23 protein-coding genes are annotated in these 23,034 nt (G+C 62.0%); 5 read left to right on the forward strand and 18 right to left on the reverse strand.

The features are described 5' to 3' along the window. Positions 1-84: 84 nt before the first annotated feature. From PBDP_RS13695 to PBDP_RS13720, 6 genes are all read right to left on the reverse strand, one after another. Positions 85-858, reverse strand: a complete 774-nt coding sequence (locus PBDP_RS13695; protein WP_176687959.1) for an SDR family oxidoreductase — start codon at positions 856-858, stop codon at positions 85-87. Further along, on the reverse strand, positions 851-1,651 hold the full coding sequence (locus tag PBDP_RS13700; RefSeq protein WP_109756614.1) for an SDR family NAD(P)-dependent oxidoreductase: 801 nt from the start codon (positions 1,649-1,651) through the stop codon (positions 851-853). The genes PBDP_RS13695 and PBDP_RS13700 overlap by 8 nt, the downstream gene beginning before the upstream one ends. After that, complete coding sequence (locus tag PBDP_RS13705) at positions 1,644-2,465, reverse strand: molybdenum cofactor biosynthesis F family protein (protein WP_109756613.1); 822 nt, start codon at positions 2,463-2,465, stop codon at positions 1,644-1,646. Before PBDP_RS13705 ends, PBDP_RS13700 begins: the two co-directional genes overlap by 8 nt. Positions 2,466-2,543: 78 nt before the next feature. Beyond that, positions 2,544-3,203 (reverse strand): helix-turn-helix transcriptional regulator, encoded by a 660-nt coding sequence (locus PBDP_RS13710; protein WP_109756612.1) that lies wholly within the window; start codon positions 3,201-3,203, stop codon positions 2,544-2,546. A gap of 50 nt (positions 3,204-3,253) precedes the next feature. After that, positions 3,254-3,619 (reverse strand): cupin domain-containing protein, encoded by a 366-nt coding sequence (locus tag PBDP_RS13715; RefSeq protein WP_116832302.1) that lies wholly within the window; start codon positions 3,617-3,619, stop codon positions 3,254-3,256. Between the two features lie 180 nt (positions 3,620-3,799). Further along, positions 3,800-5,098: an NAD(P)/FAD-dependent oxidoreductase gene (locus PBDP_RS13720; RefSeq protein ID WP_163853819.1), complete on the reverse strand. Its 1,299-nt coding sequence runs from the start codon at positions 5,096-5,098 to the stop codon at positions 3,800-3,802. A 312-nt stretch (positions 5,099-5,410) separates the two neighbouring features. On the opposite strand from PBDP_RS13720, the gene PBDP_RS13725 reads away from it, so the two are divergent. From PBDP_RS13725 to hpaR (PBDP_RS13735), 3 genes are all read left to right on the forward strand, one after another. Further along, complete coding sequence (locus PBDP_RS13725; protein ID WP_212802397.1) at positions 5,411-6,580, forward strand: p-hydroxyphenylacetate 3-hydroxylase oxygenase component; 1,170 nt, start codon at positions 5,411-5,413, stop codon at positions 6,578-6,580. 58 nt (positions 6,581-6,638) lie between these two features. Beyond that, positions 6,639-7,580, forward strand: a complete 942-nt coding sequence (locus tag PBDP_RS13730) for a p-hydroxyphenylacetate 3-hydroxylase reductase component (RefSeq protein WP_109756607.1) — start codon at positions 6,639-6,641, stop codon at positions 7,578-7,580. Positions 7,581-7,712: 132 nt separating this feature from the next. Then, positions 7,713-8,135 carry a homoprotocatechuate degradation operon regulator HpaR gene (gene hpaR, locus PBDP_RS13735; RefSeq protein WP_109756606.1) on the forward strand — a complete coding sequence of 141 codons (423 nt, stop codon included), beginning with the start codon at positions 7,713-7,715 and terminating at the stop codon, positions 8,133-8,135. 171 nt (positions 8,136-8,306) lie between these two features. Here hpaR (PBDP_RS13735) and hpaI read toward each other — a convergent pair whose 3' ends face one another. The 8 genes from hpaI to PBDP_RS13775 form a co-directional block, all read right to left on the reverse strand. Further along, positions 8,307-9,104 (reverse strand): 4-hydroxy-2-oxoheptanedioate aldolase, encoded by a 798-nt coding sequence (gene hpaI / locus PBDP_RS13740; RefSeq protein ID WP_212802398.1) that lies wholly within the window; start codon positions 9,102-9,104, stop codon positions 8,307-8,309. 14 nt (positions 9,105-9,118) lie between these two features. Continuing rightward, positions 9,119-9,922, reverse strand: a complete 804-nt coding sequence (hpaH, locus tag PBDP_RS13745) for a 2-oxo-hept-4-ene-1,7-dioate hydratase (protein WP_212802399.1) — start codon at positions 9,920-9,922, stop codon at positions 9,119-9,121. 12 nt (positions 9,923-9,934) lie between these two features. After that, positions 9,935-11,239, reverse strand: coding sequence for an MFS transporter (locus PBDP_RS13750; RefSeq protein ID WP_116832308.1), 1,305 nt, complete (start codon positions 11,237-11,239; stop codon positions 9,935-9,937). A 52-nt stretch (positions 11,240-11,291) separates the two neighbouring features. After that, a complete protein-coding gene (locus PBDP_RS13755) occupies positions 11,292-11,684 on the reverse strand; it encodes a tautomerase family protein (protein ID WP_212802400.1) in 393 nt (130 codons plus the stop codon). 45 nt (positions 11,685-11,729) lie between these two features. Further along, on the reverse strand, positions 11,730-12,587 hold the full coding sequence (gene hpaD / locus PBDP_RS13760; RefSeq protein ID WP_109756602.1) for a 3,4-dihydroxyphenylacetate 2,3-dioxygenase: 858 nt from the start codon (positions 12,585-12,587) through the stop codon (positions 11,730-11,732). Between the two features lie 225 nt (positions 12,588-12,812). Further along, a complete protein-coding gene (gene hpaE, locus PBDP_RS13765) occupies positions 12,813-14,273 on the reverse strand; it encodes a 5-carboxymethyl-2-hydroxymuconate semialdehyde dehydrogenase (RefSeq protein WP_109756601.1) in 1,461 nt (486 codons plus the stop codon). Positions 14,274-14,278: 5 nt separating this feature from the next. After that, positions 14,279-15,049 (reverse strand): fumarylacetoacetate hydrolase family protein, encoded by a 771-nt coding sequence (locus PBDP_RS13770; protein WP_109756600.1) that lies wholly within the window; start codon positions 15,047-15,049, stop codon positions 14,279-14,281. After that, the gene (locus PBDP_RS13775) at positions 15,046-15,723 is read right to left on the reverse strand and encodes a fumarylacetoacetate hydrolase family protein (RefSeq protein ID WP_109756599.1); all 678 of its coding nucleotides are present in this window, start codon (positions 15,721-15,723) and stop codon (positions 15,046-15,048) included. Before PBDP_RS13775 ends, PBDP_RS13770 begins: the two co-directional genes overlap by 4 nt. A gap of 186 nt (positions 15,724-15,909) precedes the next feature. Between PBDP_RS13775 and hpaA the strand changes: the two genes are divergently transcribed. Together hpaA and hpaR (PBDP_RS13785) are read left to right on the forward strand one after the other, a co-directional pair. Continuing rightward, positions 15,910-16,815 carry a 4-hydroxyphenylacetate catabolism regulatory protein HpaA gene (hpaA, locus tag PBDP_RS13780; RefSeq protein ID WP_212802401.1) on the forward strand — a complete coding sequence of 302 codons (906 nt, stop codon included), beginning with the start codon at positions 15,910-15,912 and terminating at the stop codon, positions 16,813-16,815. Positions 16,816-17,029: 214 nt separating this feature from the next. Continuing rightward, the gene (hpaR, locus tag PBDP_RS13785) at positions 17,030-17,452 is read left to right on the forward strand and encodes a homoprotocatechuate degradation operon regulator HpaR (RefSeq protein ID WP_116832310.1); all 423 of its coding nucleotides are present in this window, start codon (positions 17,030-17,032) and stop codon (positions 17,450-17,452) included. Positions 17,453-17,504: 52 nt separating this feature from the next. Here the strand turns inward: hpaR (PBDP_RS13785) and PBDP_RS13790 are convergent, their stop codons facing one another. The 4 genes from PBDP_RS13790 to PBDP_RS13805 all read right to left on the reverse strand — a co-directional run bounded on the left by PBDP_RS13790 (position 17,505) and on the right by PBDP_RS13805 (position 23,031). Further along, positions 17,505-17,753 (reverse strand): phage infection protein, encoded by a 249-nt coding sequence (locus PBDP_RS13790; protein WP_109756595.1) that lies wholly within the window; start codon positions 17,751-17,753, stop codon positions 17,505-17,507. Between the two features lie 200 nt (positions 17,754-17,953). Continuing rightward, the gene (locus PBDP_RS13795) at positions 17,954-18,739 is read right to left on the reverse strand and encodes an alpha-amylase family protein (RefSeq protein ID WP_249411862.1); all 786 of its coding nucleotides are present in this window, start codon (positions 18,737-18,739) and stop codon (positions 17,954-17,956) included. 177 nt (positions 18,740-18,916) lie between these two features. Continuing rightward, on the reverse strand, positions 18,917-20,920 hold the full coding sequence (locus PBDP_RS13800; protein WP_212802403.1) for a bacteriophage N4 adsorption protein A: 2,004 nt from the start codon (positions 20,918-20,920) through the stop codon (positions 18,917-18,919). Next, on the reverse strand, positions 20,917-23,031 hold the full coding sequence (locus PBDP_RS13805; RefSeq protein WP_116832313.1) for a glycosyl transferase family protein: 2,115 nt from the start codon (positions 23,029-23,031) through the stop codon (positions 20,917-20,919). The genes PBDP_RS13800 and PBDP_RS13805 overlap by 4 nt, the downstream gene beginning before the upstream one ends. Between the last annotated feature and the right edge of the window lie 3 nt (positions 23,032-23,034).

Below are 23,034 nucleotides of genomic sequence, written 5' to 3' on the forward strand. Positions count from 1 at the left end.
TGATGGCTGGATAAAATGTGGGAGCGAGCCCGCTCGCGATGACGGTGGTCCAGCCACCTCCACCGCAAGCAGACTCACCCCCATTCAGGTTAAAACCTCCGGCAAGGTCGAACCGCCATCGACCACCAAGGTCTGCCCGGTCACATAGCCGGCCAGGCTCGATGCCAGGAACAGCATGGCGCCTGCGATGTCGTTCGGTTGGCCCAGTCGACCCAGCGGCACCCGGCGGGCGATGTCCTGATTGACCTCATCGTCGCCCAGGTTGGCCATGGCCGGTGTGGCGATCATGCCCGGTTCGACCCCGTTGACGCGGACATTCTCGGCCGCCAGTTCCAGCGCGGCGTTGCGAATGAAACCATTGACCCCGGCCTTGGAGGCCGCGTAGTGGCTGAGCCCCGGATACGCTACCCGCGGCCCGGTGACCGAGGATGTCACCAGCACGCAGCCTCGGCCCTGGCGCCGGAACATCGGCAGTGCGGCCTGGGTCAGCCAGAACAGCGCCGACAGGTTCACCGCCAGCGTTCGTTCAAGTATCGACGGGGTGATCTCGGCGAATGGCGTCAGTGGAAAATACCCGGCGTTGTGCACCAGGATATCCAGCCGGCCCAAGCGTTGCTCCAGCGCGGTCATCATCCCGAATATCGCCGTCGCGTCGGCCAGGTCGACGCCCACGGCTTGCACCTGACAGCCCACGGCGGTCAATTCGTCGGCCACTGCCTCGGCCCGGGCCAGGCCCAGGTCGGCGATGACCACCTGGGCCCCGCGCAGGGCAAACGCTTCGACGATGGCCCGGCCAATACCTTGTGCACCGCCCGTGACCAGTACGGTCTGGCCGCTGAAATCCAGATCGTCAGACATCGCTGGCCTCCATCCGGCTGAAGGCCAGCGTCGGCACGTCGACGATGCTGGAGCCGCCATCGGCCACCAGCGTCGCCCCGGTGATGATGGACGCTTCAGGCGAGGCCAGGAAACGGCAGACGTTGGCGATTTCCGTCGCGCTGGCCGGCCTGCGCAACGGCACGTCGGCGCAGACCCGGTCATAGGCCTGCTGCAAGGTTTCGCCATGGAATTGCATCAATACCTGCATCTCTTCATCGGCCATGGGCGTGCGCACCCAGCCAGGGCAAACCGCATTGACCCGCACGCCGTGAGGCCCATAGTCCCTGGCCAGGGAGCGGTTGAGACCCAGCAGAGCATGCTTGGCGGTGGTGTAGCCGCACACGTGCGGGCCCGCCGCCAATGAAGCAATGGAGGCGATCAGCACAATGTTGCCGGCGCTTTCCCGCAGCAGTGGCAGGCAAGCCCGGGCGCTGTAGAAGGCGCTGTCGAGATTGCTGCGCATGGCTGCCTCCCAGGACGACGGGGCGGTTTCGGTGGCGCTGCCCAATCCCATGCCACCGGCACAGGCCAGCAGCACATCGAGTCGGCCAAAACGCGTGCGAATCTGCTCGACGAAGCCGTCCCAGGTGTTGGGGCAGGCTGCGTCGCCCACCAGCACCAGGCCGCCGATGTCCTCGGCGAGCGCTTCCAGGGGCTCGCGACGGCGGCCGATCAGTACCAGGTTGGCGCCTTCGGCGGCATGCAGGCGGGCGCAGGCCGCACCGATGCCGGTGCCGGCACCGGTGATCACCACGGTGCGTGATTCAGGCATCGGGGTACTCCGTCTGATTGAGCACCTGGCAGTAGGAACTGACCGGGAAGTTGGAAAACTCATCGAAGGATTCACCGGCGTAGCCGAAGATTTTGCCGTCGCTGCGGTGCTGTTGCAGGTCGATCAGCACCAGGCCCAGGGTCGGGATGATCTTTTCTCGCCACACGAACAGGTACAACTGATCGGCGATCCTGTAGGTGTCGCAGCGATCGGTGTCGCACAGGCCTTGCTCAACGCCCTTGAGGCACTGCCAGGAGTAGAACTGGTCGTTGAGGTAAATGTGTTCGTAGACTTCGCTCGGGCTGTAGCGATACAGGTTGCGCAGCCCCACCAGCTCGGTGGTCGGTGCGTGCGGGCACAGGCCAGGCTGCCAGGGACGGTCGAGACTGCCGTGCAGGAATTGCGTTTGAACCGAGGTCAGGGGCTTGCCGGTCAACGCGCGGCTGTAGAGACCTTCACCGGTTTCTTGCTGGCTCGGCATGCGGCCGATCACGGCGGTGAAGGCGGCGCTGGCGGTATCGAGCACCAGGCTTACCGACGACGTCAGCTCGCCTTCGCGCTTGATGAAGTCCACCAGGTACAGGCCCGGGCGTACGGATGTGGCCCGGTAGGTCGCGGTGCCGCTGGAATGCCCATCGGCGGCGCTCCAGGTCAGGGTGTCCTGTTCGAAGCGGTGCTCGATCTGCCAGCCGTTGGCGAAATGCAGGGTGAAGGTCTTGCCGTCCAGGTCAGCCAGGTTTGGCAGGATGAAGGCTTCGGGGGCAAAGCCATCGGCCAGGGCGCCGACGGTGATCCAGTCTGAAGATGTGCTCATTGCAAGGCTCCGGTGGTTGAAGTAGCCACTCGGATCATGGAGCGCCGGGCAACGACGGCCTATCAACCAAATGGTTGATCAGAGGAACAGTGCGCTGACCAACTCGGTGCGACTGCTCACACCGACTTTGCGGAACAGGTGGATCAGGTGAGTCTTGATGGTCGGCAAGCCGACGTCCAGTTCCCGGGCCAATTGTTTGTTGCTGACGCCTTGGCGCAGTAGCCAGGCGATCTGGCGCTCCTTGGGCGTCAGGTCGGCCAGTGCATCTTCATGGGCCGGTAGATGGGCCACGGCCAGTTGCAGCAAGGCCTGCAACGCGTTCAGTTGGCTCAACTGCTGAGAGGTGAAGACACCTTGCTCGGCGGTGCGCAGCAACGAAATCGCGGCTTGGGGCTGGCCGTCTCGATGGGCGAAGACTTCCACCACGTCGACCACGCCGTAGCGTTGCAGAAAGTCGCGATAACGATGGTTGTCACGCAGCGGTTGGCGAGCCATCGCCAGCCCCAACGGCACCACGGCCAGCTCGCTGGACGCACAGCGGCGCGGATGCAGTGGGTCGAACTGGCGGTAGTTGTCCAGGTAGTCGCGGTGCATCTCGCCGCTCATCCCATGGAGGCTGAAGTCGTGGACTTGCAGGTGTCGATCCACGCAGTAGAACGCCGCCCGGCTGACGGGAACCAGCTGGGTGAAGGCGTGCAGGCACTGGCCGGCGATGTCCTGGGTCGGGATGACGTTCATGGGGCAAACCTTCGCAAGGGGCCGCCGGTGGGGCCGGCAGCCCGGTGCGGTCAGACTACCGCGAAGTAGTGCTTGACGAAACTATCGCTGACCACTTCCCACAGCACCGGCGTGCCCTTGGTCACGAACCAGCTGTCGCCGGCCGTGTAGCGGGTGCTCTGGCCGGTGGCCTCGTCGGTGAGGACCACTTCACCGGTGACCACGGTGGCTTGTTCGGCGAACGGGTAGACCATCCGGAACTTGCCTTGGGTGGTGCCGAAGTAGGCGCTGCTGACCGGGTCGGTGGGGGCGCCGAAGGTCATCTTGCCGAAGGCCTTGACTTCGCCTTCGAGAATCTGCGAACCGAGATCGGCGACGGTGCCCCAGGCGTCCAGGTCGGACAGCTGGATGTCTTTTTCGAGGGTGATGAGGGGCATGGCAGTGACTCCTGGTGAGTGAAAAACAGCGAAGTTGAATGGGGCTTTTTTGGCGAGGGGATTTATCCCCGCTGGGCGCGCAGCGGCCCTGAAAAACTTGTATCTGTGCTGCTTTTTGGCTGCTTCGCAGCCAGCGTGGATAAATCCCCTCGCCACCGGGTTTATGTTCAACCGCTCGTCTCAGCGCCGGCCGTTCCAGTAACCCGACAGCTGATGCCAGGACTTGCCGGCGGTCAGCAGCAATGGGCGAATGGCGTCTTTGCCGATGATGGTCGGGCGGTGGATCGAGCTGACCAGGTCGTAGCGCGCCGAGCCTTCGCTCATGCCCTCGGCCAGCACCTTGCAGATAATGTGGCTTGGGGTGACGCCAAAACCTGAGTAGCCCTGGACGAAAAACGCGTTGCTGCGACCGGGCAGGGTGCCGATCTGCGGAAACAGGTTCGGGCTGCACGCCATCGGGCCGCCCCAGGCCAGGTCGATCTTCACGTCCTTGAGGTACGGGAAAATTTTCAGCATCAGGCGCCGGTTCCAGGCCTTGAGATCCTGGGGGATATGCTCCACCAATGGCGTGGCGGCGCCGAACAGCAGGCGGTTTTCGTTGGTGACGCGGTAATAGTCGATCACCGGACGAATGTCGCTGTAGGCGCCGCGAATCGGGCTGATGCGCTGGATCAGTTCGTCCGACAACGGCTCGGTCATCATCTGGAAGGCGTAGGTGTTGATGGTCGAACGGTGCAGTTCCGGCTCCAGCTTGTTGAGGAAACTGTCGCAGGCCCAAAGCAGCTTGCTGGCCTTCACCGAGCCGCGTCCGGTGCGCACGGTGATGCGTTCGCCATAGCTGACTTCCAGGGCCGGGCTGTTCTCGAAAATCCGCACACCGTGGCTGACCAGGGCCTTGGCTTCACCCAGCAACAGGTTCAGCGAGTGCACATGCCCGCCGCCCATGTGCAGCAATGCGCTGCCGTAGGCCTTGGAGCCGATGATCTGCTGCACGTCGGAGCCGCCGAGAAAGCGGATCTCGTGCTTGCTGTTGATCGACTTGAAGTCTTTTTCCCAGGCCCGCAGGGTCTTTTCCTGGCGGGCGTTGAAACCCATGTAGCCGTAGCCGTGGCAGAAATCGGCGTCGATATCGTATTTGGCGATACGGTCCTTGATGATGTCGGCGCCCAGGTCGCTGATCTCGAAGACCTGGCGCAGGCCGTCTTCACCTACGTCCTTCTTGATCTTTTCCAGGTCGTGACCGATGCCGGCCATGATCTGTCCGCCATTGCGCCCGGTGCCGCCGAACCCAAGATAACGCGCCTCCAGCACCACGATGTTGGTGATGCCTTTTTCGGCGAGCTCCAGCGCGGTATTGATGCCGGAGAAACCGCCGCCAATCACCACGACATCGGCTTCTACGTCCTGTTCCAGGGTGGGGAAGCTGAGGTTGTATTTCTTGGTGGCCGTGTAATAGGTGGGCGTTTCGATATTGATCATGACGCAACCTGACAAAGTGAAAGGAAACTCCGTTGCAACGCCTACACAAGGCCTTGCAGGGGATGGCTCTATTAAGGGCCCTGATGAGGGCGCCTGTCTTGATCATCCGTGCCGGGGTATTTGACCGAGCGCGCCATGGGACCGAAACCTGCCCCATGAAAAGTACAATCTTGGATCTGGAAGGTGCATTTTTCACCTGCTTGCGATTGCCCATACTGGACCGGCCTTAATCGCTGATCCCTTTGCTTGTGCAACCTTGGGTTGTCGGGCAAAGGCGGGATCGGCAGATGCCAATAATAAAAGAGCCCGTCCATGAAAAAGCCAAATCCGCTGCTCGAAGACCTCAAGCCCCTCCTGCCGGTCATTGCCGCCAATGCCTTCCAGGCGGAGAAAGACCGTAGCGTGCCTGCCGAGAATATCGCCTTGCTCAAAAGCATTGGCATGCACCGGGCCTTCCAGCCAAAACCATACGGTGGCCTGGAGATTTCCCTGCCGCAGTTCGCCGACTGCATCGCGCTGCTGGCCGGTGCCTGTGCCAGCACGGCCTGGGCCATGAGCCTGTTGTGCACCCACAGCCATCAGTTGGCAATGTTCCCGGCCAAGGCCCAGCAGGACATCTGGGGCGATGACCCCGATGCCACCGCCAGCAGCAGCATCGCACCGTTTGGTCGCACCGAGGAAGTCGAGGGCGGTGTGATGTTCAGCGGTGAAATGGGCTGGAGCAGCGGCTGCGATCATGCCGAATGGGCGATCGTGGGGTTTCGCCGTAAAAACGCCGAAGGCACCCAGGATTATTGCTTTGCGGTGCTGCCGCGCAGTGACTATGAAATTCGCGATGACTGGTTCGCGGTGGGCATGCGTGGCAGTGGCAGCAAGACCTTGATCATCGATAACGTTTTCGTGCCGGAACACCGGATCCAGAAAGCCAAGGACATGATGGAAGGCAAGTCCGGCGGGTTCGGTCTGTACCCTGACAGCAAGATTTTCTACTCACCGTACCGGCCGTACTTCGCCAGCGGTTTCTCCACGGTCAGCCTGGGCGTGGCCGAACGCATGCTGGAGGTCTTTCGCGAGAAAACCAGGAACCGCGTACGGGCCTATACCGGTGCGGCCGTCGGTGCCGCCACCCCGGCGTTGATGCGCCTGGCCGAGTCTACCCATCAGGTGGCGGCAGCCCGTGCCTTCCTGGAAAAAACCTGGCAGGAGCACGCCGAGTACGGCGAGCGCCACGAATACCCAAGCCGGGAAACCCTGGCGTTCTGGCGGACCAACCAGGGCTACGCCACCAAGATGTGCATCCAGGCCGTCGACCGTTTGATGGAGGCGGCCGGTGGCGGCGCCTGGTTCGAAAACAATGAATTGCAGCGATTGTTCCGCGACGCCCACCTGACCGGCGCCCATGCCTACACCGACTACGACGTCTGCGCGCAGATCCTCGGTCGTGAGTTGATGGGCCTTGAGCCTGACCCTTCCATGGTTTGACCGCCTGTCCTCCAGAACAATAATCGAGGCCGTCGCTTGAGGCGGCCGGGAGTCTTGCATGTCCAGTCTTTGTAATACCGCTTTCGACACCCGTGCGTTCCGCCGGGCCCTGGGTAACTTTGCCACCGGCGTGACCGTGGTCACGGCTGCCACTGAAGATGGCCGCAAGGTCGGTGTGACGGCCAACAGTTTCAACTCGGTGTCCCTGGACCCGCCACTGATCCTGTGGAGCATCGACAAGCGCTCCAGCAGTCACGAGGTGTTCGAAGCCGCCAGCCATTTTGCGGTGAACGTGCTGGCCGCCGACCAGATAGACCTGTCGAACAACTTCGCCCGGCCCAAGGAGGACCGTTTCGCTGAAATCCAATTCGACATCGGCGAAGGCGGTGCTCCGGTATTTGTGGACTGCTCGGCGCGTTTTCACTGTGAAAAATTCCAGCAGGTCGATGGCGGCGATCACTGGATCATGATTGGCAAGGTCGTGGCCTTTGACGACTTCGGCCGCTCTCCGTTGCTCTACCACCAGGGCGCCTACTCGATGGTCTTGCCCCACACTCGCATGACCAGGCGGGAAGAGGGCCAGTCCCCCAGCAGCCACTTCCAGGGACGCTTGAGCCACAACCTGTATTACCTGATGACCCAGGCACTGCGGGCCTACCAGGCCAGCTACCAGCCACGTCAGTTGTCCACGGGGTTACGCACCAGCGAAGCGCGGATGTTGATGGTGCTGGAGAACGACGCCGGGCTGAACCTGTGCGACCTGCAGCGGGAAGTGGCGATGCCGGTGCGCGAGATCGAAGAAGCCGTGGCCAACCTCAAGCGCAAGGGGCTGGTGAGCGATGAGGGCGAGCGGGTACGCCTGACTGTCAAAGGCATCGATGAGACCGAAGGGCTCTGGGCCATCGCCAAGGAGCAGCAGGACAAGGTGTTCGGCCAGTTCAGCGAGGAACAGGTCGAGCATTTCAAAGAGGTGCTCAAGGGCGTGATCAAGGGCGCTTGAGCTGTTACAGGCGTTCAGGCGCGAGTCCAATCCTTGTGGCAGGGGAATAATCCTCTTGCCACAGGTAACTCGGCGCCGAAGCTGTTAGGATTTAGTTAACTCGTTAACTAATCCTCCTCGCGACTACTCTCCATGCCCAAACCGCGCCAATCCTTGACCCTCACCCTGCTACAGGCCCGTGAAGCGGCCATGGGGTTTTTCCGACCTTCCCTCAATCAACATGGCTTGACCGAGCAGCAATGGCGGGTCATCCGTATTCTCAGCCAGCACGACGAGCTGGAGATCAATCGCCTGGCCGAGCTGGCCTGCATCCTCAAGCCCAGCATGACCGGTGTGCTGGTGCGCATGGAAGCGGCGGGCATGGTGGAGCGGCGCAAGGCCGAACAGGATCAGCGCCGGGTGCTGGTGCGCCTGGCGCCGCAAGGGCAAGCGAGCTTCGATTCGATGAGCCAGAGCATGGAAGAGAATTACCAGCGTCTGCAGGACAAGTTAGGGGAGGAAAAATTGCAGACGTTGCTGGGGTTGCTCAATGACCTGAAGGCGATCAGGCGTTGAGATCGCCAAGAGAGGTCAGCTTTTGTGGCGAGGGGATTTATCCCCGTTGGGCTGCGCAGCAGCCCCTGGAAAAGCCACCTTGATGGACCCGAAACACCGAGTCGGCAGATATAGGGCCTGCTGCGCAGTCCAGCGGGGATAAATCCCCTCGCCACATGGGATGCGGCAAACTCAGTACACGCCGCCAGCCGCAGGTTTTGGTGTGTCTTTGAACATCGCCGCCAGCGTCTGCAAACCCCGCATCAACACCGTCGTATCCACGCCCACCGCGACAAATGCCGCGCCGAGTTCGATGTAGCGGCGGGCCAGTTTCTCATCGGCGCTGAGAATCCCGGCCGCTTTACCAGCCTTGCGGATGCGGGCGATGGCGTCTTCGATGGCCGCTTGCACATCCGGGTGCCCTGGATTGCCACGAAAGCCCATGGACGCGCTCAAGTCCGCCGGGCCGATAAAGACCCCATCCACGCCTTCCACCGCCGCAATGGCATCCAGGTTGGCCAGGCCTTCGCGGCTTTCGATCTGCACCAGCAGGCACATCTGTTCATCGGCTTTATCGAGATAGCCGGGGATGCTGTTCCAGCGTGACGCCCGGGCCAGTGCGCTGCCTACACCACGTACACCGTGGGGCGGGTAGTGGATGGCGCGCACCAGTTCGCGCGCCTGCCCGGCACTTTCCACCATCGGCACCAGCAAGGTCTGCACGCCGATGTCGAGCACTTGCTTGATCAGTGCCGTGTCACCGATCACTGGGCGTATCACCGGCTGGCTGGGGTAGGGGGCCACGGCCTGGAGTTGGCCGAGCAGGGTGCGCAAGTCGTTGGGCGCGTGTTCACCGTCGATCAGCAGCCAGTCGAAGCCGGCATTGGCCGCCAGTTCCGCACAGTAGGCATCGGCCAACCCCAGCCACAGGCCGATCTGCGCCTCGCCGCTGCGCAGGCGTTGCTTGAAGGTATTGATGGGCATGTCCATGAGGCGGTCTCCGATCAGACGAAACGGCAGGCGATGGAACCGAGCATGTCGTAGTCGACATGGAAGGTATCGCCGGGGCTGGCGGCCACGGGGCGGGTGAAGGAACCACCGAGGATGATCTGTCCTGGTTGCAGGGTAACGTCATAAGCCGCCAGCTTGTTCGCCAGCCAGGCCACGCCTTTGGCCGGGTGATTGAGCACCGCCGCCGAGACGCCGGATTCTTCGATCACGCCGTTGCGGTAGAGCACCGCCGGCACTTTGCGCAGGTCAATCTCGGTCGGGCGTACGGCGCGACCGCCCATGACCACGCCGGCATTGGCGGCGTTGTCGGAGATGGTGTCGAAGACCTTGCGGGTTGCCTTGGTCTGCGGATCGATCTGCTGGATACGCGCATCGATGATTTCCAGCGCCGGGATCACCCATTCGGTGGCGTCGAGCACGTCGAACACCGTCACGTTCGGGCCTTTCAACGGCTTGCCGAGAATGAACGCCAGCTCCACTTCCACCCGTGGCACGATGAAGCGCTCGAACGGGATGTCGGTGCCTTCGTCGAAAAACATGTCGTCGAGCAGCGCGCCGTAGTCCGGCTCGGTGATGTTCGACGATACCTGCATGGCCCGGGAGGTCAGGCCGATCTTGTGGCCGACCAGCTTGCGCCCGTCCTTGATCTTTTGTGCCACCCACGCACGCTGGATGGCGTAGGCATCCTCGATGGTGATGTCCGGGTGGTCGAGGGAAAACTGCCGCACCTGCTCGCGGCAGCGCTCGGCTTGGTCGAGGCGGGCGGCGGCTTGCTGGATGAAGTTCTGGTCGAGCATGGCAAGGGTCTCTTAGTGAGGATTGACGATGGCGGCCCGGGTGCGCAGCACCAGCAAGCCGCCAAGGGCGATGAGCAGGGCCAGCACATACAGGGCGAGGCTGGCGCTCTGGGTGGTGTCGCGCATCCAGCCGATCAGGTAGGGCGCGAAGAATGAGGCGATGCTGCCGAAGGAGCTGATCAGCGCGATCCCGGCGGCTTGGGTACCGTTGGACAGGAACGCCGGCGGCAATTGCCAGAACATCGGCAACGCCGCGCTGGCGCCCATGCCGGCGACGATCAGGCCAGCCAGCACCAGGGTCGGGTTGCCGGGTGAAAGCCCGGCGAGCGCAATGCCCAGCGCTGCCATCAACAGCGGCACACACAGGTGCCAGCGGCGTTCGCGATTGCGGTCAGAGGAACGCCCGCAACCGATCATGAAGAAGCAGCCGGCCAGATAGGGCACGGCGCTGAGTAGCCCGACCTTGCCGTCGCTGCCGATGCCGGCGCCGTGGATCAGGGTGGGCATCCAGAAGGCCAGGGTGTTCACCGCCAGCATCACGGCGAAGTACACCGCTACCAGCAACCAGACCTGCGGGTTGTTGAGGATCGCCGAGAACGAGGTGATGGATTTGCGCTGTTCTTCAAGACTCAGTTGTTCGCGCAGTTGCTGCTTGGCTTGTGGTGTGAGCCACTTGACCGCCTCGAAACTGTCCGGCAGGCACTTGAGCACGACGAGGCCCAGGAGGATCACCGGCAGCCCTTCAATGACAAACATCCATTGCCAGCCGCGCAGGCCGCCAAGGTCATGGAAATGCTCGAGAATGCCGCCGGACAATGGCCCGCCAATCACCCCGGCCATCGGCACGGCGATGGCGAACAACGCGGTCACCTGGGCCCGGCGCCGGGCCGGATACCAACGGTTGAGGAAAACCAGGATGCCGGGAAAGAAACCGGCCTCGGCCACGCCGAGCAGAAAGCGCAATACGTAGAAACCGGCGGCGCTTTCGATGAGGAACATGCCGGTGGACAAGGCGCCCCAGACCACCATCAGCGTGGCGATCCAGCGTCGCGGACCGACGCGGTCCAGGGCCATGTTGCTGGGTACGCCAAACAGCGCATAGGCGATGAAGAACAGCCCGGCGCCAAAACCGTAGACCGTGTCGCTGAACTGCAGGTCGGCGCTCATCTGCATCTTCGCGAAACCGATGTTGATGCGATCCAGGTGGGCGAAGAGGTAACAGACCAGCAGCAGCGGCATCAGCCGCCAGGTGATGGTGGCATGGGTGCGGTCGTGCGCGACAGTGCCGGCAGTGTCGGCGGTATTGGCTGTGCTCATTATCTTGTACTTTTTGTCAGAGAGGCCGATGGGGAGCGCGGGGCAGACGGATTCAGCTGGCCTGGCCCTTGAGGAAGGCGTGGACGTTGTTGGCCTTGAAATTGAGCTGTTCGTGCAGCTCGATCATCTCGAAGGACAGGGCCAGCAGGCGTTGGGCCTGGAGTTCGGCGAAATGCGCGGTGATCACCTCGAAGAGTTTTTCCGCGACTTTCTGGCGCGTGGCGAGGTCACGGCCATGGCCGACTTTCAAGGTCATGTGCATGAAGGCGTAGTCGTGCTTGCCGTCGGCCATGCGCCAGGTATCCAGGCGCACGCCGCGGCTGCGGATGCCGCCCAGGGGAAACACGCCGCTGTCGCCCAGCAAGGCGTGGACCTTTTCAAACAGGCCGGGCAGGTCGGCCTGCTGTTCGATGTTGTCGGTGTATTCAGCGATGAAATGCGGCATGAACGGCTCCTTCAGGCCGCACGGGGATGCCGTACGGCCGCAGTGTCAAACAGGGAAGACAGCGTTGATCTGGCCGGTGCCGGAGCTGCCGAAAGGTTCGGTGATGATCTCGGCGGGCTTGTCGTAGTCCGGTCCGCCGAGCAGCCCCAGCAGCATCGCCGTGTCATGCATCTTGCCTTCGCCAAAGCAGTGTTCGGCGTAGTCCGGAAGCATGGCGCAGAACTCTTTCCAGCGGCCCTGGCGCCACAGTTCGACGACGTGCAGGTCGACTTGTTTATCGAACTCGCGGGTCCAGTTGTGGATGTTGGCTTCGGCGTCGCGATCATCGGAAAAACGGTGCGACAGCGAGCCGGAAGCCAGCACCAGTACCTTGCGATCGCTTTTCTCGATGGCCCGGCGCACGGCGGCGCCAAAGGTGAAGCTGTCTTGCAGACGGTGCCAGGCGCACCAGGCGGCAATCGACACGACGTTGAATTTCTGTGCCTGCGGGACATCCATGTGCATGTAGCGCATGGGCACCAGCGTGCCGTATTCCAGCTCCAGGCTTGGGATGTTGTGGGCCAGGGTGCGCACGTCGGCGGCATTGGCCTCGGCGGCGATCAATTCGCCCAGTTCCGGGGCCCCCGAGTACTCGTACTCCATGTTCTTGATGAAGTGCGGCAGTTCGTTGCTGGTGTAGATGCCTTTGAATTGTTCGCCACTGTTGACGTGATAGGCACTGTTGACCAGCCAGTGCACGTCGAACACCACGGCAGTGTCGGCGCCCAGTTCGCGGGCGCGGCGGCCGATCTCCTTGTGGCCGGCAATCGCCGCCGCGCGGCAGCCGTGGTGCTTGCCGGGCAGCTCGGACAGGTACATCGAGGGAACGTGGCAGATTTTCGCAGCCAGGACGACTTCGCCCATGATGATTCTCCTGAAAAAATTGTTCTTGTTGAGCTTCGAGTAATCGGTGAGTCACAGCGCCTGTGGTGAGGGATATCCCCTCTATGTGGGAGCAAAGCTTGCTCGCGAAACAGGCGCCCCGATTTCTGAAAAAACCGCATCGCCTTCATCGCGGGCAAGCCTTGCTCCCACAGGAACAGGGATAAATCCCCTCGCCGCAGGGTTTATCATCAGGCTTGGTTGGGTTTACACCCCCCACCGCGGTATGTGATGACTGCCCATGGAAATGCAGACGTTCTTGATCTCGGCGAACACTTCAAAGCTGTACTGTCCACCTTCGCGGCCGGTTCCGGAACCCTTTACGCCGCCGAAAGGCTGGCGCAGGTCACGTACGTTCTGGCTGTTGATGAACACCATGCCGGCCTCGATGCCATGGGCCAGGCGATGGGCCTTGCCGATGTCCTGGGTCCAGATATACGAGGCCAGGCCGTATTCGGTGTCGTTGGCCAATTGCAGGGCTTGGGCCTCGTCCTTGAACGGGATCAGGCACACCACCGGCCCGAAGATTTCTTCCTGGGCGATACGCATGTTGTTGTTCACGTCGGCGAACACTGTCGGCTGGATGAACTGGCCGCGGCTCAAGTGGGCCGGCAAATTGGCCGGACGTTCCAGGCCACCGGCCAGGAGGGTGGCACCTTCTTCGAGACCGATCTTGATGTAGCCGGTGACCTTGTCGTAGTGGGCCTGGGTGATCATCGAGCCGACCTGGGTTTTCGGATCCTGCGGATCGCCGACGATCAGGCGCTTGGCCCGGGCGGCGAACTCGGCCACGAACTGCGGGTAGACGCTTTCCTGGATGAAGATCCGGCTGCCGGCGGTGCAGCGTTCGCCATTGAGGGAAAAAATGGTGAACAGCGCCGCATCAAGGGCCCGCTCAAGGTCGGCGTCTTCGAAAATCAGTACCGGCGACTTGCCGCCCAGTTCCATCGAATACTTTTTCAAACCGGCTGTCTGCATGATTTTCTTGCCGGTGGCAGTGCCGCCGGTGAAGGAAATCGCTCGCACATCCGGGTGGCGCACCAACGCATCGCCAGCGGTTGCGCCATAGCCCTGGATCACGTTCAGCACGCCATTGGGCAGGCCAGCCTCGACCGCCAGGCGACCCAGCTCGTTGGCGGTCAGCGGCGACAGCTCGGACATCTTCAGCACGGCAGTATTGCCCAATGCCAGGCATGGCGCGGTCTTCCAGGTCGCGGTCATGAACGGCACGTTCCACGGCGATACCAGTCCACAGACCCCCACCGGCTGGTACAGGGTGTAGTTGAGCATCTGGTCGTCGACCGGATAGGTATGACCGTCCATCCGCGTGCAGACTTCGGCAAAGAAGTCGAAGTTGTGGGAGGCCCGAGGGATCAGCACGTTCTTGGTCTGGTGGATCGGCAAACCGGTGTCGAGGGTTTCCAGTTCGGCCAGCTTAGGCACGTTTTGCTCGATCAGCTCACCGAGTTTGCGCATCAGTCGGGCGCGTTCCTTGGCCGGGGTGTTGGCCCATTTCGGAAACGCTTCCTTGGCTGCTGCGACTGCTTGGGCCACTTCCTCGGCACCGCCGCTGGCAACTTCGCCGATGGCTTCGCCAGTGGCCGGGTTGTAGTTGACGAAGACGTCTTTGCTTTCGACCTCACGGCCGTTGATCCAGTGTTTGATCATGCTGCTCAAGCCTCTTTACGGGATGCGAAGAACTCGGCTTCGCTGACAATGTGGTTGACCAGGCGACCGACGCCTTGCACTTCCACGATCACTTCATCGCCGGGCACCACGTCCGCCAGGCCTTCCGGCGTGCCGGTGGCGATCATGTCGCCGGGTTGCAAGGTCATGAAGCCGGACAGGTATTCGATCAGGTAGGGGATGTCGAAAATCATGTCCTTCGTGCTGCCTTCCTGGCGCAGTTCACCGTTGATCCAGGTGCGCAGCGTCAGGTTGCTCGGGTCCGGCACATCGGCCACATCGACGATCCATGGGCCGACAGGCGTGGTGGCGTCGCGGTTCTTCACCCGCAGGTTGGGGCGGTAGTAGTTTTCCAGGTAGTCGCGAATCGCGTAGTCGTTGCACACGGTGTAGCCGGCCAGGTAGTCCAATGCATCCTCGCGCTTGACGTTGCGTGCCTCCTTGCCGATGACCGCCACCAGTTCGCACTCGTAATGCATGTAGGCGACGTTGTCGGGGCGCCAGGTCACCTGGTTGTGGCCGGTGTAGGTGCCGGGTGACTTGATGAACGCCAGGGGTTCGGTCGGCGGTTTGAACGCCAGTTCGGCGGCGTGATCGGCGTAGTTCAGGCCCAGGGCGAACATGCTGCCTTCCGCCGGTGGCAGCCACTGGACCTGATCCTCGGCCAACAGGCGACCGTCGGCCAGGCGCACGGCGTTGTCGGCTTCAACGGTAACGGCGTGGATCTGGCCGTCAAAACGAATGCGCGCGTGTTTCATGAACCTGCTCCTGTTTCCTCGGCCACGACGGTATTGACGAGACGGCCCAGGCCGCTGATCTCCACTTCGACACGATCGCCGGGCTGGACATCGACCCGACCTTCAGGTGTGCCGGTGATCAGCACGTCGCCGGCATGCAGGGTCATGAATTCGCTGATCTCGGCGATCAATTGGGGAATATTGCGGACGAAGTTCGCCGTGCTGTTTTGCTGGCGTACCTCGCCGTTGACATACAGGGTGATCGCCAGGCTGTGAGGGTCGGTCACCTGGGCGGTCGGCACCAGTTCCGGGCCGACGGCACAGAAGCCGTCCCGGCACTTGGCCTTGACGGCGGGGCGGTAGTAGCTGTCTTCCGGCAGGCTGAATTCATTGACGACGGTGTAGCCGGCCACGTAGTCCAAGGCTTGGGCGGCGCTGACGCGACTGGCCGACTTGCCCATCACCACGCCAAGCGCCGGCCCTGGTTGCAGTATTTCGCCGTGACCGGGATGAACCACATCGGCGTCGTGCCGGTTACGGGTATTGGGCGTCTTGATGAATAGCACAGGCTTGAGCGGCGGCTTCTGATAGGGCGGTTGCTCGAACTCGGCGAGGCGCTGCTTCAGCAGCCCCTGGTAGTTCAGCGCGACCCCGAACAGGGTGCCGGTCGCGACGTCATGCAGGGCACGGCTCATGCTTGTCTCCTGGCGATGGCAGAGGGATGAGGGCTCTGCGGTTATTGTTAATGTGTTAACAGTTATAATTAAGATGTTAACTATCGTCAAGCGTGACAGAATGACCGGGCACTGGTTGCCTTGTCGGATTCGAGGCAGGATGAGTACGACAGGCACCTGAACCAGAATAAAAACGAGTACTGCGTGATGACTGACCGCCAGCCGATCCCGAACATCAACATCGGTCAGGTGTACGACCAGCGTTACAGCGACGCCGAAGTGCATTACGACCGGCTCGCCAACCTGGCCGACTTTTTCGGCCGCAACATGCCGGTCCACCGCCACGATCGTTTCTTCCAGGTGCACTACGTCAAGAGCGGCACCGTGCGCGTGTATCTCGATGACCAGCAGTACGTCGAGTCCGGCCCGATGTTTTTTCTCACCCCGCCGACCATCCCCCATTCCTTCGTGACCGAGGCTGACAGTGACGGGCATGTTCTGACGGTGCGCCAGCAATTGGTATGGCAGCTGATCGACGCCGACCCGAGCCTGGCGCCGGCAGGCGTGCAAATGCCGGCCGCCTGTGTGGCGCTGGCGCAACTGGGGCTTGAGCAGGCGGGGGAGGTGCGACGGCTGGAGTACCTGTTCGAGGAGCTGAGCGAGGAGGTGGTGGCGGGGCGTCCGGGACGCAGCGCAGCGCTGGACGGGTTGACGCGGCTGATCATGATCAGTCTATTGCGCTTGTGTTCGAACTCCCTGGAGGCCAGGCCGGCGCGGCATGAGGACCTGAAGATCTTTCATCGCTTCAGCGAGCTGATCGAGGCCCACTACCTGCAGCACTGGCCGCTGTCGCGCTATGCCGAAGGCATCGGCGTGACCGAGGCGCGCCTTAACGACGTGTGCCGACGTATCGCCGACCTGCCTTCCAAGCGCCTGATCATGGAGCGGCTGATGCAAGAGGCCAAGCGCCTGTTGTTGTTCACCGGCAGCTCGGCCAATGAAATCTGCTACCAGCTCGGGTTCAAGGATCCGGCGTATTTCAGCCGGTTTTTCCAGCGTTACGCGCAGCTTACTCCGGGGGAGTATCGCCAGCGGCAATCGGGGTTGCGTTGAGCACCACTAATGATGGAGACCAATACTTATTTGTGGCGAGGGGATTTATCCCCGTTGGGCTGCGAAGCAGACCCAATGAGTCGATGCGCCGCAGAGTCTCATCTGAGGGCCGCTTCGCGCCCGAGCGGGGATAAATCCCCTCGCCACGGCTGCTCTTGCAGCGGTGTGATGGCGACACTAAGCTGCCGACTCGCCCATTCAAATCAATCCGAACATGGCCAACCCCAGACCTTCATTGACCCTGACGCTGTTGCAAGCCCGCGAAGCCGCCATGGCTTTTTTTCGACCGGCGCTGAACCAGCATGACCTCACGGAACAGCAATGGCGGGTGATCCGCATCCTGCACCAGCAAGGGGAGCTGGAAAGCCATCAGCTCGCTCATCAGGCCTGTATCCTCAAGCCGAGCATGACCGGTGTGCTCAGTCGCCTGGAGCGTGATGGCCTGGTGCGTCGGCAGAAGTCCAGCCAGGATCAGCGGCGGGTCTTTGTCGGGCTGACCGAGCTTGGGCAGCAGTGCTTCGTGTCCATGAGCGAAGGCATGGAAAGCAACTATCGGCGGATCGAAGAACAGTTCGGCGAGGAAAAGATGCAGCAACTGCTTGCGTTGCTCAATGAGCTGAAGAACATCAAGCCTTGAGCCTTATTGGCTTTTGTGGCGAAGGAGCAAGCTCCCACGCCACAAAATCGCTTCACACCGCACTGCGTTCACGCAATTCCTGCAACCGATCAGCACCACCTTCCGCCACGCGATTCTCGATCAAGCGATCAGAGCCGCCTTCGGCCACGCGATTCTGGATCAAACGATCGGAGCCGCCTTCAGCCAGTTGATGCGCAGCCTGGGCCGGGGCGTTCTTTGCCGAGGCCGCGTTCGACAGGCCGACACCGCCCACCAATGTCAGGGCGATAGCCAGGGACGATACTTTCGAGAAATTGAACATGATGACTCTCCTTGCGCTTGATTGAGTGGGCCGTGGCAGCGAATGTGTTGCTGTCCGGTGATCAAAGTTAAACGCGCGGATGTATCGACGGTGTGTGTCGGGAGAGGGCGAAATCCATTGTTTCGTATCAGTCCGCACTTCATATACAGACTGATACAAACTCAGTAAAGCGAGGGCAAGCGGATGGCTTGAAGGCCTGATCAAGGCTGGGCCAGGGCTTGTTTCAGTTGGTCCACCAAGGTCGGCGTCATGTAGTGCGGCCCGTCGAACAAGTAGAGCGGGTAGCCTGCATAGGCCGCCAGTTGGGGTGTGAGTTCGGCGACTGTGGCGGAGCGGAAGCCACCGCCGTATTGGGGACGGAAGGCTTCGACGATGATCCGCACGCGATCCTTGCCAAGTCGATCACGCAGGGCATCTGCATAGTTCCGGGCCACCGGGGCGGTGCGGGCGTAGACGCCGACGCCGTCCTGGAAAAACACGCCGATGTCGTTCGGCAACCACTGCTTGAGCCAGTCTGCGGTAGCGGCGGGGCCGATGTTGGCGCCATCGTAGACGCTGATCCACAGCGGGCGCGGCAGTTTGGCCAGCAAGGCCGGCAACTCCTTGGCAGCCGCCCAACTGGGGTCGACTTCGGCCGGAAAGTACCAGCCGGTGACATGCAATGGTGTCGGCAACCCGGCAATACGCTCCGACAGCGCTGCCAGTTGCTCGATGTCGTCCCGTGAGCGGTTCTCACTGAAGTAGCCGGCCAGCCCGAGGATGACATCCTGGGCCCAGGGCGTCTTGGCGATGCGCGCCCAGTCCGGCAGTACCGGTACGCCGGGCAGGCCGGTGCCGGGCACGAAGGCCTGGTCGTCCACTACAGTCCATTGCACCAGTAGCTCGTGTACCCCCAGTCTTTCCCAATTGCCGCTGATGCCGACGGTCTGGTTGTCCGGCTGCCAGACGATACCGACGATGTTCGGTTTCGCAGTGATAGTGCTCATGTAGTACGTCCCTGTACCTGCGCCGAGGAGCACGGCCAGTAACAGCGCCGCGACGGTCTTGCGATTGACGAACTTCGCGAAGCTTTTCAAACAAGTCCCTTCTGGAGGCAGTGTAGTCGCGGCTCGGCAAGGCGAACCGCTTTTCGTACCGATGGACCGGGCATCACACCAACGTCCTCAATAGGAGTAGGTCAGGCGCGCGAACACGCCTTTGGCGCGATCCTCGCCAAACACCCTGGCTCGGTATTGCAGGGAAAAGTCCACATAGGAACGTGGCGCGTTGTAGGCGTCTTCCCGGAACCAATAGCGTACGTTGTTTCCTATCCCGATACCCCCCGCGTCGCCGGAAGAAAAACCACCGCCGGCTTCGCTCTTCATCTTGGAATCGTAGTCGATCGCCGCGACGACATGGGGAAAGGTCACCCAGCGCGAGCCGGTCCCGCCGATGGCATAACTGCGGCCCACTTGCCATTCGCTGTTGAAGTAATCCCGCGAGTCTTCGATGTAGTGACCGACCTCGGCATACAGCTGGGAGGTCCACCAGCTCGGCACATCGACCCGCAGATCGGTGCCGATGCTCGAACCGTAACCGAGTCGCACCAACCAATCGCCGTCGACATTGGAAGAACCGAGCGGGAAGGTCCGTTCAAGGGCCGCCATGATGTTGACCGAACTGAAAGGCTTGACCCGTACGCCGAGGGCGCCTTGCAAGGCATCCGCGCCCGTGTCCGAATCGCTGTTCTTGCTCCAGAGAGTGTCGGTGATGCGTCCGTAGAGTTCGACAAAGCGGCCATTGCGATAGCCCAGCGGACGCCACGACAGCTCGGTGCTGTTTTGCAGCAAGTCATTGCTTTGACTGCCGCTGCTGCTGGAACCCGGGGCGGCGCTCAGGCCACTGGAACTGTTGCCGCGATAGCTGGTGGTGCTGGTCAGGCCGATAGTGCGCGAAACGTCACCCACGGTGCGGCGGGTATCGAACAGCTGTTGCGCGGAGAGCGGCGACTCTGCGGTTTTTTGCCCATCGATGACGCGCTTGAAGTACGCCACGGCCTCGTCGTCTTCATGGACCCGCATGGCGTTGTAGGCGGCGTCCTGGGCGGGTGCCGGTGCCAGTCGAGAGGTGGCGTCCGCCTTGCGGAACGCCGTATGGGCTGCTTCGTCGTCGCCGGCCCGAACCAAATTGTAAGCAAGCTGCAGGTCACTCTGCGGAGCCTGTTCGTTGGTGTTTCCCGGCGAGATGGCGCAGGTCAGACCGTAGGTGCTTTCCTGACATAGCAGGACCGGTGGTGTGGATTGGGCCTGGGCGGAGCGGATGTCACGAGCCTCCCTTGCCGACAGACCCGCAAGGCTCTGGGCTTGGTTCAGATCGTCCTGGGCCGCCTGCGTCTTGCCCTGGCGGTTACGGGCATAGCTGCGCAAGACCCAAGGGGCGGCTTGGCGGTCGTCCACCGCCAGCGCGGTAGAAGCGGCCTGTTCGGCGGAGACGTAATCCTTCGCCGCCAACAATGCGCTGATGAGTAATTGTTGGTTGGCGGCGATTTCCGGGGCCCAGGCCACCGCTTTGCGCGCCTGGTCCACGGCCAGGGCTGTGTTGCCTTGTTCCAGGGCGCGATAACCCTGGGTCGCCAGCGGGACGGCCAGTTGACGGCGAATGGCTTTGCGGCGCATCAACAACGTGTTGTCGTTGGCAAAGACACCAAGGGCATCGCTGGTGGCGCGGTCGGCTTCTTCCAGGTGTTGTTGGCGTTCCAGGGAATCGATCAGCAACAGGCGATAGTCATGGCGTCGGGGGGCCTGGGCGACGGCCTTGCGAGCCGATTGCGCGGCCAGGCCGAATTGTCCGCGGTCATAGGCTTTGAATCCCTGGGATGCGGCGATGAAACCCGGCGCCGCGCGAGTGGGACGAGAGGCTGCCAGGGGCTGGGGGTGGTCGCGCCGTTTCTTGTCCCGCTCGGCCAACTCGATCAGGGTGTTCAGGCGTGTCACATCGGCACGCAGGCGCAGGGCCTCGCGTGCCTTGGCGATGGCCAGGTCGTAATCCTTGCGTTCGTAGGCGCTGTAGGCGTCGTTGGCGGCGGTATAGGCCGGGCCGGACAATGGCAACGGCAACGTTTCGGCAGGAGCAAACGCAGGTATCAGGCTCAGCCCCGTGGCCAAAAGGGTCAGGAAGGGGCGGTTCATGCCGGGAGCTCCGTCGGGTAGAGATTGTGCTGGCGGGCCACGGCCTGTTCGATCGTCGTGCGTGGCAGCACGCCGCTGTCGACCAGGTAATCGCCGATGCGGCCGTGGTGTTGGGGCCGGTACTGGAGCATCACGCGACTGAATTCGTCGCGATCGAGCAGCCCCATTTCGATCAGCAGGTCGCCCAGCAGCGGCGCCCGGGCATCGGGTACGGCATGACCGTTGTCCGCAGGCAACTTGCGCAACAGCGCGAGAATTTCACTTTCGCGCGCGATCAATTGCACAGGTTCGCTGCCCAGTTCGGCGCTGACCTGTTGCAGGCCTTCGTCGGGCAAGGGATTGGCGACGGCGATCTGTTCGCGGCCTTCGCCGTTGCGTCCCAGGGACACGGCTCGCCAGCGCAAGGCAAACTCGGCGCTCAAGGTGGATGCCGAGGCAGCGGCTTTTTCGGCGACGTCAAAGACCCGGGGCAGGTCATTCTGGAACGCGATGGCTTCAGCCAGGGTTTCATCGTCCAGCCAGCCGTTATTGAGCAGAATTCGTCCCAGCGGTACGTTGCGCGACTGTTGTTCGTCGAGGGCGCTTTGCAGGTCCGTGTCGGTGATGGCTTGCCAGGACAGCAACACGCTGCCCAGGCGGCGCGGCGCAATGGCCACCAGGTCGGTGGAAGGGAAGTCGTGCATGGTCTTGTCCCAGACCAGCTTGCGATTCATCACCTTGCCCACCAGGAACATGCGCCAGGCCCGGGAGGCGGCCATGAAGTTGACGAAGTTGCCGACCAGCATGCGGGGCATGGACAGCAAGCCATGCTGCCAGCCGTACAACACGGTGGTGAAGTAATAGCGGTGCGCGATGCGCCAGGCCAGGGCGACGCCGTTGGCCAACAGCAGGTATTTGACCAGACTGTTGCTTTCAAACGGCGTAGGGAAGGTGATATCCCACAAGCCGCTGTTGCGCAGGATGATCAAGCCCAGCAGCTGTACCAGGATGACGTAGGCAATGATGCTCACGAATGCCGTCACCACCCCCTTGCGGTCGCGAAACAGCAGGTATCGGTTGGCCAGCGAGCCGTTCCAGCCCATCTGCTCCCAGCCTTGCAAGCCGATGCCCAGGGTCCAGCGGGCCTTCTGCCGGAAGGCAGTGCGGAACGTGTCGGGGAAAAACTCGCGCACGCACAGCGGCATCGTCAGGGTCGATTCGTAGGGTTTGCGGAACCAGGATTTGCGCAGCACCCGGAACTGCACCGGAAAACGTACGAAGATCGCGTTCATGCCCACCTTGGCCAAGCGTGCGCCAACGTCGTAGTCCTCGGTGAGGCTGTCGGTGTTGAACGGCTGGTTTTCGGTTTCACCGGCCAGCACCCGCAAGGCACGGTGGGAAAAACAGGTGCCGACGCCGGCCGAGGGCACGGTGTCGGTCATGCTTTCACGCACTACCAGGTCCTTGCCATGCCATTCGGCGAATTCGTCCATGTAGACACCCGCGACCCATTCGTACCAGTTGCGCTCCAGCGAAACCACCGGCAACTGGATCATGTCCTTGCGCGGCAGCAGGTAGTTGAACAGTCGCAGTTCCAATGGATGCAGCACGTCTTCGCTGTCGTGCAAGACGACGCCGGCGAAGGTCATGCCATGGGTTTTTTCATGCAGGAAAATCGCCTGGATCACCCAGTTCAAACAGTCGGCCTTGCAGGTCGGCCCGGCATGGGGCACTTCCACCCGATGCAGTTGTTTGTAGCGCCTGCGCATCCGCTCGACTTCGTCGATGGTGCGTTGGTCGTTGATGTACGTGCCGACGAAGACCACGTAGTTCTGGTAGTCGAGCGTGGACACCATGTTCTCGATCATCGGCGCGATGACGTCGTATTCCAGCCAGGCCGGGACCATGATCGCCAGGGGCTGTTCGTCCCGGGCCAACAGTTGTTCGGCGGTCAACGGCCGGTATTTGCGGTCCACGGTGAACTTGCGGTACAGGCGACGAGACCAGTACCACAGGTCAATGATCAGATCGTCCAGGCTGGAGATCAGGATCAGTACCGCGACCACGATGGTCGCGATCTCCAGGTAGTTGTAGTAATGGGCCAGCCAATAGGGCCAATAAAGCGACGTCATCGA

Source organism: Pseudomonas sp. St290 (assembly GCF_018325805.1).
Lineage (GTDB): Bacteria > Pseudomonadota > Gammaproteobacteria > Pseudomonadales > Pseudomonadaceae > Aquipseudomonas > Aquipseudomonas bijieensis.